Source organism: Streptomyces sp. NPDC002669, from assembly GCF_042889165.1.
Classification (GTDB): Bacteria; Actinomycetota; Actinomycetes; order Streptomycetales; family Streptomycetaceae; genus Streptomyces.
Window position 1 is genome coordinate 20,169 of record NZ_JBIAQQ010000023.1, and the last position, 13,597, is coordinate 33,765.

13 protein-coding genes and 1 tRNA gene are annotated in these 13,597 nt (G+C 72.8%); 7 read left to right on the top strand and 7 right to left on the bottom strand.

Annotated features, from left to right (window positions below; genetic code table 11):
- The first annotated feature begins 62 nt into the window (after window positions 1–62).
- Window positions 63–1,046 (top strand): aldo/keto reductase, encoded by a 984-nt coding sequence (locus ACFYW1_RS28515; RefSeq protein ID WP_388999219.1) that lies wholly within the window; start codon window positions 63–65, stop codon window positions 1,044–1,046.
- Entirely contained in the window at window positions 1,043–3,244 is a 2,202-nt protein-coding gene (locus ACFYW1_RS28520; protein ID WP_388999222.1) for a helix-hairpin-helix domain-containing protein, read from the top strand. Before ACFYW1_RS28515 ends, ACFYW1_RS28520 begins: the two co-directional genes overlap by 4 nt.
- A 38-nt stretch (window positions 3,245–3,282) precedes the next feature.
- Here ACFYW1_RS28520 and ACFYW1_RS28525 read toward each other — a convergent pair whose 3' ends face one another.
- Complete coding sequence (locus ACFYW1_RS28525; RefSeq protein WP_388999225.1) at window positions 3,283–3,936, bottom strand: hypothetical protein; 654 nt, start codon at window positions 3,934–3,936, stop codon at window positions 3,283–3,285.
- A gap of 47 nt (window positions 3,937–3,983) precedes the next feature.
- Between ACFYW1_RS28525 and ACFYW1_RS28530 the strand changes: the two genes are divergently transcribed.
- Window positions 3,984–4,172 carry a DUF5703 family protein gene (locus ACFYW1_RS28530; RefSeq protein ID WP_030918345.1) on the top strand — a complete coding sequence of 63 codons (189 nt, stop codon included), beginning with the start codon at window positions 3,984–3,986 and terminating at the stop codon, window positions 4,170–4,172.
- 68 nt (window positions 4,173–4,240) lie between these two features.
- Here the strand turns inward: ACFYW1_RS28530 and ACFYW1_RS28535 are convergent, their stop codons facing one another.
- From ACFYW1_RS28535 to ACFYW1_RS28545, 3 genes are all read right to left on the bottom strand, one after another.
- Window positions 4,241–4,966, bottom strand: coding sequence for a chaplin (locus tag ACFYW1_RS28535; protein ID WP_388999230.1), 726 nt, complete (start codon window positions 4,964–4,966; stop codon window positions 4,241–4,243).
- Window positions 4,967–5,103: 137 nt separating this feature from the next.
- Window positions 5,104–5,337 carry a chaplin gene (locus tag ACFYW1_RS28540; RefSeq protein WP_356932826.1) on the bottom strand — a complete coding sequence of 78 codons (234 nt, stop codon included), beginning with the start codon at window positions 5,335–5,337 and terminating at the stop codon, window positions 5,104–5,106.
- A gap of 175 nt (window positions 5,338–5,512) precedes the next feature.
- Entirely contained in the window at window positions 5,513–6,838 is a 1,326-nt protein-coding gene (locus tag ACFYW1_RS28545; protein ID WP_388999233.1) for a M20/M25/M40 family metallo-hydrolase, read from the bottom strand.
- A gap of 184 nt (window positions 6,839–7,022) precedes the next feature.
- Here ACFYW1_RS28545 and ACFYW1_RS28550 point away from each other — a divergent pair.
- Window positions 7,023–7,107 (top strand) — tRNA-Leu (locus tag ACFYW1_RS28550).
- 165 nt (window positions 7,108–7,272) lie between these two features.
- Window positions 7,273–8,208, top strand: coding sequence for a pseudouridine synthase (locus ACFYW1_RS28555; protein WP_388999236.1), 936 nt, complete (start codon window positions 7,273–7,275; stop codon window positions 8,206–8,208).
- A 60-nt stretch (window positions 8,209–8,268) separates the two neighbouring features.
- Here ACFYW1_RS28555 and ACFYW1_RS28560 read toward each other — a convergent pair whose 3' ends face one another.
- Together ACFYW1_RS28560 and ACFYW1_RS28565 are read right to left on the bottom strand one after the other, a co-directional pair.
- Window positions 8,269–8,898, bottom strand: coding sequence for an MBL fold metallo-hydrolase (locus ACFYW1_RS28560; RefSeq protein WP_388999239.1), 630 nt, complete (start codon window positions 8,896–8,898; stop codon window positions 8,269–8,271).
- Window positions 8,898–9,983: an S-(hydroxymethyl)mycothiol dehydrogenase gene (locus tag ACFYW1_RS28565; RefSeq protein ID WP_388999242.1), complete on the bottom strand. Its 1,086-nt coding sequence runs from the start codon at window positions 9,981–9,983 to the stop codon at window positions 8,898–8,900. Before ACFYW1_RS28565 ends, ACFYW1_RS28560 begins: the two co-directional genes overlap by 1 nt.
- Window positions 9,984–10,276: 293 nt before the next feature.
- On the opposite strand from ACFYW1_RS28565, the gene phsA reads away from it, so the two are divergent.
- Window positions 10,277–12,160, top strand: a complete 1,884-nt coding sequence (gene phsA / locus ACFYW1_RS28570) for an O-aminophenol oxidase PhsA (RefSeq protein WP_388999562.1) — start codon at window positions 10,277–10,279, stop codon at window positions 12,158–12,160.
- Window positions 12,161–12,240: 80 nt separating this feature from the next.
- Here the strand turns inward: phsA and ACFYW1_RS28575 are convergent, their stop codons facing one another.
- Window positions 12,241–12,942, bottom strand: a complete 702-nt coding sequence (locus ACFYW1_RS28575) for a FadR/GntR family transcriptional regulator (protein WP_388999245.1) — start codon at window positions 12,940–12,942, stop codon at window positions 12,241–12,243.
- 145 nt (window positions 12,943–13,087) lie between these two features.
- Here ACFYW1_RS28575 and ACFYW1_RS28580 point away from each other — a divergent pair, with 145 nt between their 5' ends.
- A complete protein-coding gene (locus ACFYW1_RS28580; protein ID WP_388999248.1) occupies window positions 13,088–13,597 on the top strand; it encodes a gluconokinase in 510 nt (169 codons plus the stop codon).

A 13,597-nucleotide genomic window follows, 5' to 3' on the forward strand; every position in this document is an offset into this window, starting at 1 on the left:
TCGGGGCACGGCCGTCCACAGGCTTCCACCGAGTGGGGCTCTGGCCAGTAATCTCAGCGCCCATGGAGCAGAGGCATCTCGGCCGGACCGGCCTTCGAGTGTCCCGGATCGGGCTCGGCACCCTCACCTGGGGCCGGGACACCGACGAGCACGACGCCGCCGAACAGCTCAAGGCCTTCTGGGAAGTGGGCGGCACGCTGGTCGACACGGCCGATGTCTACGGCGGCGGGGAGGCCGAGTACCTGCTCGGGCGGCTCGTCGTGGGCCTGGTGCCGCGGGAGGACCTGGTCATCGCGACGAAGGCGGGCAGCGTGGCCGACCCGGACCGCAGGTTCGACGGGTCGCGCGGGCATCTGCTGGCCGCGCTGGACGCCTCCCTGGAACGGCTGGGCACCGATCACGTGGATCTCTGGCAGCTGCACGCCTTCGACCCGGGGACCCCGCTGGAGGAGACCCTCCAGGCGGTGGACCTGGCGGTCTCCACGGGGCGCGCCCGGTACGCGGGGGTGTCGAACTTCTGCGGCTGGCAGCTGGCGAAGGCGGCCACCTGGCAGCTCGCCGCGCCCGGGGCGCGCACCCGGCTGGCAAGCACACAGATGGAGTACTCGCTGCTGCAACGGGGCGTGGAGCGCGAGGTGCTGCCCGCCGCCCTCGATCTCGGCATCGGGCTGCTGCCGTCCTCGCCGCTGGGCCGCGGGGTGCTGACCGGGAAGTACCGGACGGGCACCCCGTCGGACTCCCGCGGCGCCTCGGAGCTGCTGGCCCCGTTCGTCGAGCCGTATCTGGACACGGCGGCGAGCCACATCGTGGACGCGGTGACCACGGCCGCGGACGGTCTGGCCACGACGCCGCTCCAGGTGGCGCTCGCCTGGGTGCGCGACCGGCCCGGCGTGGTGGCCCCGGTCGTCGGCGCGCGCAACGCGCAGCAGCTCAGGGAGGCGTTGTCAGTGGAGGCGCTTAGTCTTCCTGACGAGATCTGCCAGGCGCTCGACGACGTGTCGGCGCCCGTGCACCGCTATCCCGACCAGGACTGGAGCACGCTGTGACTGCGCTTCCCCGGGGGGAGACCCCCGGTTCCCCGGCCGCCGACGACGGCGTCGTGGCCCCCTCCCCCGCCGTGGACGGGGACCGGTCCGCGACCGGTACCACCGGCGACGAGGGCGAGACCACGACCGACACCACCGGGGACGGGGACGAGGCCGCGACCGAGGCCACCACCGGGGACGACGCCGCGACCGCGCTCTCCGAGGCCGAGGCCGAGCTCGCCGCCCAGCGCGAGTTCCGGGAGCGGATCGAGAAGCGCAAGGCCGAGAAGAAGGGCCCCATCTCCGCCGGTGCGAAGCTGAGCGGCACGGCGGCCGATCTGCTGGCCGCCGTACGGGCCGTGGAGAGCGGTGAGAAGCCCGCCGCCCCGTTCCTCGACCGGCCCGCGCCCGCCGCCCCCGACCGGCCCGCGCCCGCGCCCGAACCGGTGCGCCCGCGCACGCCCGAACCGGCACCGGCGCCCCGCAGCGCCCCGCCCGAGGCGCTGGCCGCGACCGCCGCCGTGCTGACCGAGGGCGGGGCCCCGGCGGCGCTGGCGGGCCCGGTGGCCGAGGTGCTGGGCGCGCAGGCGGCCGAGGCGCTGCGCGAGGACCCGTGGCGCCTGCTGGCCGTGCCGGGGGTCCGCCCCGAGCAGGCGGACGGATTCGCCCGGGCCCTGCTCGGTGCCGGATGCGGCCCGGACGACGGGCGGCGGACCGCCGCCCTGATCGGTCTGCTGCTGGAGCGGGCCGCGCTGCGGGGCCATACGGCGCAGGACGCCGCCACCGTACGGGCCGCGCTCGCCGAACACGCGGTGACCGACCCCGGGGCGGCCCTGGAGCGCGCCGTGGCCGAGGGCGTCGTCCTGGCCTTCCGGGACGGGCCCGAGGACCCGGAGCCCGAGACCGCCGAGGAGCCCGGTGCGCGGGCCGACGGCGACGCGCCGGAGCCGGAGCCGGTACGGGTGCTGCTCGGCCTCGACCGGTACGCACTCGCCGAGGAGAGCCTCGCCGACGGTCTCGCCCGGCTGGTCAACGCCTGTGAGAAGGACGCCGACTGGACGGAGGCGGCCTCGGCCGCGGGCTCCTCCTCGGCGTCCGAGCTGATCCGCACGGTCGCGGCCCACGGTCTCGTGGCCCACACCGGCGGCGAGGCCGCCCGGGCCGAACCCGCCGCCCTGATCACCGCGGCCCGCGGCCTGGGGCTGCGCGCCCTGGGCGCCGCGCACAGCGCCGACGGCAGGCACCGGCTGGCCGGCGCGACCGGCGACCCGGCGACGGCCGTCACGCTCGCCGGGCTGCTCTCCGGTGCGGAGGGCCCCGGGCGGGACGAGGAGGGCGCGCTCGCCGTCGACCTGCTCGTCGTGCTCGACGCCCCGCAACTGGACGTCGAGACCGCCGCGATGCTGGTCGAGTCCCTGGCCGACGGCACCCGTCTGGTGCTCAGCGGCGACCCCGGAGTGCTGGGATCGGCCGGTGCGGGGCGGGTGTTCGCGGATGTGCTCGCGGCCCGCGCCTGCCCGCAGATCGCCTCCCGCACCCCCGACCCCGGACCGATCGGCGAGCTGGTCTCCGGCATCGGCATCGGCGAGCTGAACCAGGTCGAGGCGCCGGGCAGGGAGGTGGTGATCGTCCCCGTGCGCGACGCGGGCGAGGCGGTGCACCGCACCGTGCAGCTGGTGGCCGACTCGGTGCCGCGCGCCATCGGCGTACCGTCGTCCGACACCCAGGTGATCACCGTCGGCCACGGCGGGTCGGCGGGCACCCGGGCGCTGAACGCCGCGCTGAAGCAGCGCCTCAATCCCGGTCCGGGACGGTTCGGCGGCTTCGACCCGGGCGACCGCGTCGTCCACGTCCCGGCCCCCGGCAGGACCGTGCCCGCGGTGGTCGTCTCGGCGGATGCCGAGGGTCTGCGCCTGGACTGCGGGGGCACGGAGGTCGTCGTGCCGCGGGAGCGGGTGGAGTCCGCGGTGCGCCACGGCTGGGCCCTCAGTGCCCACCAGGCGGCCGGGACGCGGTGGCCCGCGGTGGTCGTCGTGCTGCCGGGCGACGCGGCGCAGGGGCTCAGCCGGGCCTGGGTGTACACCGCCTTCGGGCGCGGCGAGCGCCATCTGTCCGTCGTCCACGGGGTGGACCAGGCGCTCCCGCGCGCGGTCGCCCAGGCCCCGGCCCAGGACCGCACGACGCGGCTGCGCGACCTGCTGGAGGCGGCCGCCCGGTGACCCGGGCGTCGGGCGGGCCCGGGGGCCCGCCCGGCCGGTCAGGAACCGTCCACGGCCATGCGGGGTTCCTCCTCCGGTTCGTCCTCGTCGAAGACGGCGCTGACGTCGAAGCGGCAGACCACCAGCTGCGGGTCCGCCTCGTCGAACGGCGCGCCGAGCCACTCCCCCGCCTCGGGCAGTTCCTCGGCAGCCGTGACCCACAGCGTGGAGTCGCCCTCCTCCAGCCCGAACTCCGTGTGCCTGGAGGCGATCTCGTCCGGTTCGTACTCCCCGAAGAGCACGCCGAGCGCCGCGTGGACGCTGGAGCCGACGACCGCGCCGTACTCGCCCCGGCCCTCCCTGTCGAGGTCGGCGATCCGCTGGGCCTGTGCGAGCAGCCTCGGCGGTTCCACCACCGCGTAGTCGCGCCGGATCAGCACGCTGAGCGCGTTCGGTTCCTCGGGTCCGGCGTACGGCGGAAGCGCGTCCTGCGCCCCCGGGATCTCGAAGGGGGTGACTTCGTCGTAGCGGTCGTAGAGCAACTCGTCGTAGGACTCGGCGGCAGCGGCCAGTGCGTTGAACGCGTCGTAGACGGCCGTGTCGTCGTCCCCGGTACGGCGTTCGACCGCCGCGAGATGGTGGTCGAGCGCGGCTTTGACCGCCTCGGCGGCGGCGCGTACCTCGGCAGCGGTGGGCTGCGCAGCATCAGACATGGTGCAGACGCTATCCGTACACGGGCTCTGCCCGCACAATAGATGCGATGCCGGAATACGAATTTGTCGATGTGTACGTACCGCGCGGGGTCTCCCGCAAGGAGACGGCCCGCCTGCTGACCGACCACGCCGAATACGGTCACTGGGAGTTGGACCGGCTGACGCTGCGTCGCGACGGCAGCCGCAGGGTGCGGCTGCGCCGACGGATCATCCGCCAGCTTCGCGCCACCTGGTGAGACGGAACGGGCCCCGCGGTGGCGGGGCCCGTTCGTTCTCATCGTGTTCGTGTCACCGCTCCGGTCCGTTATGCGGACATCCGGGCGCGGCGGTAGAGCACGGTGCCCGCGCCCGCGAGCAGCAGTCCCGCGCTCGCCGGGACCAGCAGGTCGAGCCCGCCCGCACCGGTGTGCGCGAGCTGTTCGACGTGCTGCGGTTCGGGCTTGTTCGGCACGGTCGGCTTCTCCGGGGTCGGAGGCTTGGGTTCGGTGACCGGGGGTTCGACCGGCGGCGGCGTGACGACGTCCGTGCCGTTCTCGCAGTCGTTGCCGAAGGTGGGGTTGAGCAGGCCGCCGACGGTGATGCTGTTCCCGCAGACGTTCACGGGGATGTCGATGGGCACTGCGATGTTGTTGCCGGACAGCACACCCGGCGAGCCCTGCGTGACGCCCTGGGCCGTGGCCCCGCCGCCGAGCGGGGCCCGGTGCTTGCCCGTGCCCGGCCGGCTCGCGTCGGTGAGGTCGCCGGAGACCTGGCTGCCGGAGGCGTGCTTGCCCGGGGAGCCGTCCTGCGCTTCGTTCCCGCAGGTGTTTCCGAACGCCGGGTTGAGCAGCGCCACGACGTCCACGGAGTTGCCGCACACGTTGACCGGCACGTGCACCGGGATCTGTACCGAATTCCCTGAAAGCACCCCCGGGGAATTCGTTGCGCCGCCGGACGCTCCCGCGTCGGCGTGCGCGTAACCGCCGCTCAGCGCGAGTGCGCCGCCTGCGGCCGCCATGGTGATCAGGCCTTTGCGCGTGACCTGTCGCATAGGTGTTTCCTGCCTTCTGACCTTCCGGAAAACCCCCGGACTCGACCGTGCGGGGGCGGAGTACCAGTGGCCCCGGAGTGCATGGCGCGCACTCCGGGGCCGACCGGTTTCAAACCCTCAAGGGTTGACGCACAACGTCAGGCGTTGACGCAGGTGTTGCCGAAGGCGGGGTTCAGCAGCCCGATCACGTTGATCGTGTTGCCGCACACGTTCAGCGGGATGTGGATCGGCACCTGGATGGTGTTGCCCGAGATCACGCCGGGGCTGCCGACCGCGGCACCCTGGGCGCCGGAGTCCGCGACGGCCATGCCCGCACCCGCGAGCACCAGACCGCCAGTGACAGCCGCAGCAGCGACGACCTTCTTGATCATGATTCCTCCTAGTTGGCAATGCGGTCCCAGCCGCGGACCGCATCACGTGTAACGAGGAAGAGGTAATCGGGCTACGAGCGTATGGTTCCTTTCACTCGTTCCGGTCAAATGCGTACACGCTGCCGATTACCGATGCGGGAAGCGGGCGGAAAGTCGGGGAAAAACCGGCGGGGACTCAGCAGTTGTCGATGAAACGGTCGAGCACCCGCACGCCGAACTTCAGCCCGTCCACCGGAACCCGCTCGTCCACTCCGTGGAACATGCCCGCGAAGTCGAGCTCCGGCGGCAGCTTCAGCGGGGCGAAGCCGAAGCAGCGGATGCCGAGGTCGTCGAAGGACTTCGCGTCGGTGCCGCCGGAGAGCATGTACGGCACGGCGCGCGCGATCGGGTCCTCCGCCTTCAGGGCGACCTGCATGGCGTCGACGAGCGCGCCGTCGAAGTTGGTCTCCAGCGCCTTGTCGCCGTGCACGTCCTCGCGCTTCACGCGCGGGCCGAGGATCCGGTCCAGGTCGGCCAGGAACTCCTCCTCGAAGCCGGGCAGGAACCGGCCGTCGACGTGGGCGGTGGCCTGGCCGGGGATCACGTTCACCTTGTAGCCGGCGCCGAGCATGGTGGGGGCGGCGGAGTTGCGGAGCGTGGCGCCGACCATCTTGGCGATGCCGCCCAGCTTGGCGAGCGTGGCCTCCATGTCCTCCGGGTCGAGCGGGACGCCGAGCGCGTCGGACAGCTCGTCGAGGAAGGAGCGCACCGTCTTGGTCACCCGGACCGGCCACTCGTGCCGCCCGAGCCGCCCGACCGCCTCGCAGAGCTCGGTGATCGCGTTGTCGTCGTTGGTCATCGAGCCGTGACCGGCGGTGCCGTCCACGGTGAGCCGCATCCAGTGCATGCCCTTCTGGGCGGTCTCGACGAGGTAGAGCCGCAGGTTCTCGTTGACCGTGAAGGAGAAGCCGCCGACCTCGCCGATCGCCTCGTTGACCCCCTCGAAGAGGCCGGGGTGCTTGTCGACCAGGTACCGCGCGCCGTACGTGCCGCCCGCCTCCTCGTCCGCGAGGAAGGCGAGGACGATGTCCCGCGGGGGCTTGCGGCCACTGCGCATCCGGTCGCGGACGACCGCGAGGGTCATCGCGTCCATGTCCTTCATGTCGACCGCGCCGCGGCCCCACACGCAGCCGTCCGCGATCTCGCCCGAGAACGGATGGTGCGTCCAGTCGTGCGCGTTGGCCGGGACCACGTCGGTGTGGCCGTGGATCAGCAGCGCGGGCCTGGACGGGTCCTCGCCCTCGATCCGCGCCACGGTCGAGGCCCGGCCCTTGTGGGACTCGAAGATCTTCGGCTCCAGTCCGACCTCGGCGAGCTGCTCCGCCACGTACTCGGCCGCGCGCCGCTCCCCCGGCCCCGAGTGGTCCCCGTAGTTGCTGGTGTCGATCCGGATCAGCTCACGACAGAGGTCCACGACCTCGTCCTCGCCGGAGACCGTCCGGGTCGTGCTGCTCTCGCTCACGCTGCTTCCTTCCACTGTCGCCGTGGTGTCCCTCCTCATCCTCCCGCGCCGGGCTCACGCACCCAAGAGCACCCGCCCCTCGCCATACGCCCTTCACACCATCCCGGGCGTGATCGAGCACCTCCGAATGTTTGCTATTGTTTTCCACGTCGGAACGGGCAGCGGCCCGCGAGACGGACACCCTGTCCGGGTGGCGGAATGGCAGACGCGCTAGCTTGAGGTGCTAGTACCCTTTATCGGGTGTGGGGGTTCAAGTCCCCCCTCGGACACAACGGCGAGTGCCGGTCAGGAGAGATCCTGACCGGCACTTCGCGTTGTGCCTCCGCCGTGGTGCGGGGAGCCGCGGACGGGCGGGCGATGCCCCTTCGGGGACGCCCGGGAGACGAGCGAGGAGCCGGGACCATGAGCACCGTCGTACCGGTGGGCGGGACCCCGTGAGGGGCCGCGGGAAGGCCCCGGCGGCGCCGCTGGCGCAGCGGGACGGGATCGATCCGGTGCGGCTGCGCCTCCCGGAGGACCCGGACGGGGCGTGGCCGACGGTCCGCGACCATCTGCTGGCCCGGTTCGGGGACGCGATCGGGGCGGCCCGGGTGGACGCCATGTTCGCCGGGGGGCGGTTCGTCTCCACCGGGGGCCCGGTGTCCGCCGACGAGCCGTACGCGGCGGGCCGGTACCTCTGGTTCCACCGGGACTTCGCGCCGGAGGAGCCGGTGCCGTTCCCGGTCGGCGTGGTGCACCGGGACGCGCATCTCGTCGTCGCGGACAAGCCGCACTTCCTGGCGACCACCCCGCGCGGCCGGCACGTCACCGAGACCGCGGTGGCCCGGCTGCGCCGGGAGCTGGACCTGCCCGCGCTCCAGCCGGCGCACCGGCTGGACCGGCTGACCGCGGGCCTGGTGCTGTTCGTCGTGCGGCCCGGGGAGCGGGGCGCGTACCAGACGATGTTCCGGGACCGGCTGGTGCGCAAGGAGTACGAGGCGGTGGCGCCGTACGATCCCCGGACGGTCCTGCCGTGCACGGTGCGCAGCCGGATCGTGAAGGAGCGCGGGGTCATCGCCGCCCGCGAGGAGCCGGGCGAGCCGAACAGCGAGAGCCGGATCGAGCTGCTGGAGCACCGGGAGGGGCTCGGCCGCTACCGGCTGCTGCCCGCCACCGGGCGGACCCATCAGCTGCGGGTCCACATGAACGGCCTGGGGCTGCCGATCGCGCACGATCCGGTCTATCCGGTGGTCGAGCCGGAGCGCGCCCCGGACGACTGGTCGCGTCCGTTGCAGCTCCTCGCCCGGGTCCTGGAGTTCACCGATCCGGTCACGGGCGAGGCGCGCCGCTTCGAGAGCGGGCTGCGGCTGGCCGCGTGGCCGGACCGGTGAGCGGCCCGGGCCCCGGAGTCCGCCGGGTGGCCGCCGGTCCGGCGGCCGCCCGGCGGGCCCTCAGTGGCCGCGGGCGATCCACTCGTCGAGGTGCGGGGCCTCGGTGCCGATGCTCGTGGAGTCGCCGTGCCCGGTGCGGACGGTGGTCTCCGGCGGCAGGGTGAGCAGCCGGTCCCGGATCGACTCGACGATGGTCGGGAAGTGGGAGAAGGACCGGCCGGTGGCGCCGGGGCCGCCCTGGAACAAGGTGTCGCCCGTGAAGACGGTGCCCAGGCCGGGGGCGTACAGGCAGACGGCGCCGGGGGCGTGTCCCGGGGTGTGCAGCACCCGCAGGGTGGTTCCGGCGATCTCCAGTTCCTGACCGTCGGCCAGCTCGCCGTCCGGGGCGCGGTCCGGGTGGGTCTGCTTCCACAGCGGCAGGTCGTCGGGGTGCAGCAGGACCGGTGCGCCGGTGGCGGCGGCGAGGGCGGGGGCGGCGTCGATGTGGTCGTTGTGCGCGTGCGTGCAGACGATGGCGCGCAGCGTACGGCCGTTCAGCGCGGCCTCGATGGCGTCGGCGTCGTGGGCGGCGTCGATGACGATCGCCTCGGTGTCGTCGCCGACGATCCAGACGTTGTTGTCGACGTCCCACTCCCCGCCGTCGAGGGCGAAGGTGCCGGAGGTGACGAGGTGGTCGATGCGGGCGGCCATCAGAGGATCACCACCGAGCGCAGCACGTCGCCGTCGTGCATCCGGGCGAACGCCTGCTCGACGTCGCCGAGCCCGATGGTCTCGGTGACGAACGCGGCGAGGTCGATCCGGCCCTGCTGGTGCAGGTCGACGAGCATCGGGAAGTCGCGCGAGGGCAGGCAGTCGCCGTACCAGGAGGACTTGAGCGAGCCGCCGCGGCCGAAGACGTCGAGCAGCGGGAGTTCCAGCTGCATCTCCGGGGTGGGGACGCCGACCAGGACGACGGTGCCCGCGAGGTCGCGGGCGTAGAAGGCCTGCTTGTACGTCTCCGGACGGCCGACCGCCTCGATGACCACGTCCGCGCCGTTGCCGTCGGTCAGGGCGCGGATCGCCTCGACCGGGTCGGTGGCGCGGGAGTTGACGGTGTGCGTGGCGCCCATCGTCTTCGCCGTCTCCAGCTTGCGGTCGTCGATGTCGACGGCGATGATCTTCGCCGCGCCGGCCAGCCGGGCGCCCGCGATCGCCGCGTCGCCGACGCCGCCGCAGCCGATCACGGCGACCGAGTCGCCGCGGCCGACCTGGCCGGTGTTGATGGCGGCGCCGATGCCCGCCATCACGCCGCAGCCGAGCAGCCCGGCGACGGCCGGGGAGACCTCCGGGTCGACCTTGGTGCACTGCCCGGCGGCGACCAGGGTCTTCTCGGCGAACGCTCCGATGCCGAGCGCCGGCGACAGCTCCGTGCCGTCGAGCAGCGTCATCTTCTGCTTCGCGTTGTGGGTGTCGAAGCAGTACCAGGGGCGGCCGCGCAGGCACGCCCGGCACTGGCCGCACACGGCACGCCAGTTGAGGACGACGAAGTCGCCGGGCGCGACGTCCGTGACGCCCTCGCCGACGGACTCCACCACTCCGGACGCCTCGTGGCCGAGCAGGAACGGGAAGTCGTCGTTGATCCCGCCCTGCTTGTAGTGCAGATCGGTGTGGCAGACGCCGCACGCCTGGATCTTCACCACGGCCTCACCGGGGCCCGGGTCCGGGATCACGATCGTCTCGACCCGTACCGGCTCGTTCTTCCCCGGTGCGATGACCCCTTGCACCTGCTGCGACATACCGCGGTCTCCTGTTTCCGTCATTTCGCGAAGATCCAACGCGACCAACCGTACGCCCCGCGCGGGTGTCACGGCGGCGCGCCGCATTGGCGGGAAACAACTGCCGTACCCCTGGCGGGATATGCCTCTTTCGGTCAGATGCCGCATATCAGTGAACTCCGGCGCTTTCCGATTCGTCCTTCGATGCGCAGGGGCCGCCGGACCGATACCTGCGGGGGCAGGGGTCTCGCGGCCCATCAGCAGTGGAACGAAGGATCATGGGGGGAAGCACCTTGATCGAGATCACTGAGACCATGAATTCGGCGGGCCTGCGGACCGAGGAGCCGGTTCCGGTTTCCGGGGCGGTCGCGCCCGTGGCGCCGGTCGGCGGACTCGTGCCGTACGTCGACGCGCTGCCCGTGCCGCCGGTGCTCCGCCCGCCGAGCGGTGACGTGCTCCGCGAGACCGAGATCGCGCTGTCGCCCACCTGGGTGCGGCTGCACGCCCAGCTGCCGCCGACCCTGATGTGGGGGTACGGCGGCACGGTGCCGGGGCCGACCATCGAGGTGCGGCGCGGGCAGCGGGTCCGGATCGCCTGGACCAACCGCATTCCCCGGGGCAGCGAGTACCCGGTCACGGCGGTGGCGGTCGGCCCGGTGAAGCCGGGCGAACCCGCGCCGCACAACCGCCCCGGGCGCGACGGCGTCGAGCCGGACCCGGACGTGGCCGCGCTGCCCGCCTGGACGGTGACGCATCTGCACGGCGCGCAGACCGGGGGCGGCAACGACGGCTGGGCGGACAACGCGGTCGGCTTCGGCGACGCGCAGCTGTCGGAGTACCCGAACGACCACCAGGCCGCCCAGTGGTGGTACCACGACCACGCCATGAACATCACCCGGTGGAACGTGTACGCCGGGCTCGTCGGCACCTATCTGGTCCGGGACGACGAGGAGGACGCGCTCGGACTGCCGTCCGGCGACCGGGAGCTGCCGCTGATCCTCGCCGACCGCAACCTGGACACCGACCCGGACGGCCGGCTCAACGGGCGGCTGCTGCACAAGACGACGGTGATCACCGAGGCCGATCCGGAGACCGGCAAGCCGGTGTCGCTGCCGTTCCTCGGTCCGTACACGACGGTCAACGGGCGCATCTGGCCGCATCTGGACGTGGACGACGCCTGGTACCGCTTCCGGCTGGTCAACGCGTCCAACGCGCGGACCTACGACCTGGTGCTGGTCGACGAGGGGAACAACCCGGTGCCGGGTGCGATCCGGCAGATCGGCAGCGACGGCGGGCTGCTGCCGCGCCCGGTGCCGGTCGACTTCGACGAGGTGCTGCCGGGGCTGACGGTCTCCCCCGCCGAGCGGATGGACCTGCTGATCGACTTCTCGGCGCTGGCCGGGCGCCGGGTGCGGCTGGTCAACCGCGGCGGGCTCGGGCCGGGGGTGCCGGACCCGGCGGCGAACGTGCCGTTCCCGCAGGTGATGGAGTTCCGGGTGCGGGAGACCGGGCAGCGGGACGGTTTCGAGCTGCCCGAGGTGCTGTCGGGTTCCTTCCGGCGGTACGAGCACGGCCGGGTGGAGCACGGGCACCGGCTCGTGGTGCTGACGGTGCCCGGCACGGTCGGCGGCGGCGGTCACCCGGAGATCTGGGAGATGGCCGAGGTCGAGGACGGCGCCGATGTGCGGGGGCCCTCGGACGGCGTCATCCAGGTCCGGGGCGAGGACGGCGCGGTGCGCACGTACCGCAGGATCTCGCGGACCTTCAACGACGGGCTCGGCTTCACGGTCGGCGAGGGCTCGTTCGAGCAGTGGTCGTTCCTCAACCTGGGCGGTCCGACGCACCCGATGCACATCCACCTGGCGGACTTCCAGGTGATGGGCCGGGAGGCCTACGAGGTCGACGGCTTCGACCCGGCCGTCGGCGGGACCCGCTCCCCCGTGGCGTTCGACCACGGCACCACGATCCCGGTGGCGCCGAACGAGCAGGGCTGGAAGGACGTCTTCCGGGTGCCGGCGGGTCAACTGGTGAAGGTGATCGGGAAGTTCGACGGGGCGTACGGGCGGTTCATGTACCACTGCCATCTGCTGGAGCACGAGGACATGGGCATGATGCGGCCGTTCGTCGTGATGCCGTCCGAGGCGATGAAGTTCGACCACGGCGCCGGGCACGGCGGCCACCGGGGGCACGGCGGCTGACCGGCCGGCCGGACTGTCGGCGGCCCCCGCGGGATCGTTCCGCGGGGGCCGCCGCGCGTTCGGGGATCCCGTCGCGGGGGTCAGGGCGCGAGGACGTCCAGTTCGTGCAGGGCGCCCACCGCGATCTCCCTCGTCAGCCGCTCCGCCCCGGCGGCGTCGCCCTCGCGCACCGCCTCGGCGACCCGGACGTGGAGGGTGACGGCCGCCGGGTCGGGGTCCTCGAACATCACCCGGTGGTGGGTGCGGCCCGCCAGGACCTCGGCGACGACGTCACCGAGGCGCGCGAACATCTCGTTGCCGGAGGCGTTGAGCACGATCCGGTGGAACGCGATGTCGTGCTCCAGGTAGCCCTCCAGCTGCTGGCCGCGCGAGGTGGCGACCATGCCGAGCGCGCACTCGGTGAGGGCCGCGCACTGCTCCGGGGTGGCGTGGCGGGCGGCGAGGCCGGCCGCGACCGGTTCGACGGCCGAGCGCAGCACGGTCAGGGAGCGCAGCTGACGCGGACGGTCGCTGCCGGCCAGCCGCCACCGGATGACCTGCGGGTCGTACACGTTCCACGTCTCGGTGGGCCGCACGGTCACGCCGACCCGGCGCCGGGACTCGACCAGGTGCATGGACTCCAGCACCCGGACCACCTCGCGCACGACGGTGCGCGAGACGTCGAAGCGCCGGGCGAGCTCGTCGGTGCGCAGCACCTGTCCCGGCCCGTGCACCCCCGCGGCGATCTCCAGACCCAGGGTGTCCAGCACGTGTGTATGCAGCCCGGGGCCCTGTGTGGTCATGGGCACCAGCCTAAGGGGCACCTTCCGGGAACAAAAAGTACGACGTTTATGTCACAGCATCTTGAATAAGTCGTACGTTTGGGTTTCAGTAGCGCGACGGACCGATGTCGAGGAAGACATCGACGAAGACTGCGAGGCACCACCAATGAGCACCCCCCACGTCATCGTGGTGATGGGCGTGGCAGGGACCGGCAAGACCACGATCGGCCCCCTGCTCGCCGCCGAACTGGGCGTTCCGTACGCCGAGGGCGACGACTTCCATCCCGCGGCGAACATCGCCAAGATGTCGGCCGGCGTCCCGCTGGAGGACGAGGACCGGTGGCCCTGGCTCGACGCGATCGGCCGATGGGCGCACGACCGGGCCGGGCTCGGCGGAGTGGTGAGCAGCTCGGCCCTCAAGCGGGTCTACCGGGACCGGCTGCGGGAGGGGGCCCCGGACGCGGTCTTCCTCCATCTGACCGGCGACCGGTCCCTGATCGAGAAGCGCATGGCGGAGCGCAGGGACCACTTCATGCCCACCGCACTGCTCGACTCGCAGTTCGCCACCCTGCAGCCACTGCAGGAGGACGAGGCCGGGGTCCCGGTCGACGTGTCCGGCACCCCTGAAGAAATCACCCAGCGAGCCGTCGCCGCGTTGCGCCGGCTCGACGACTAA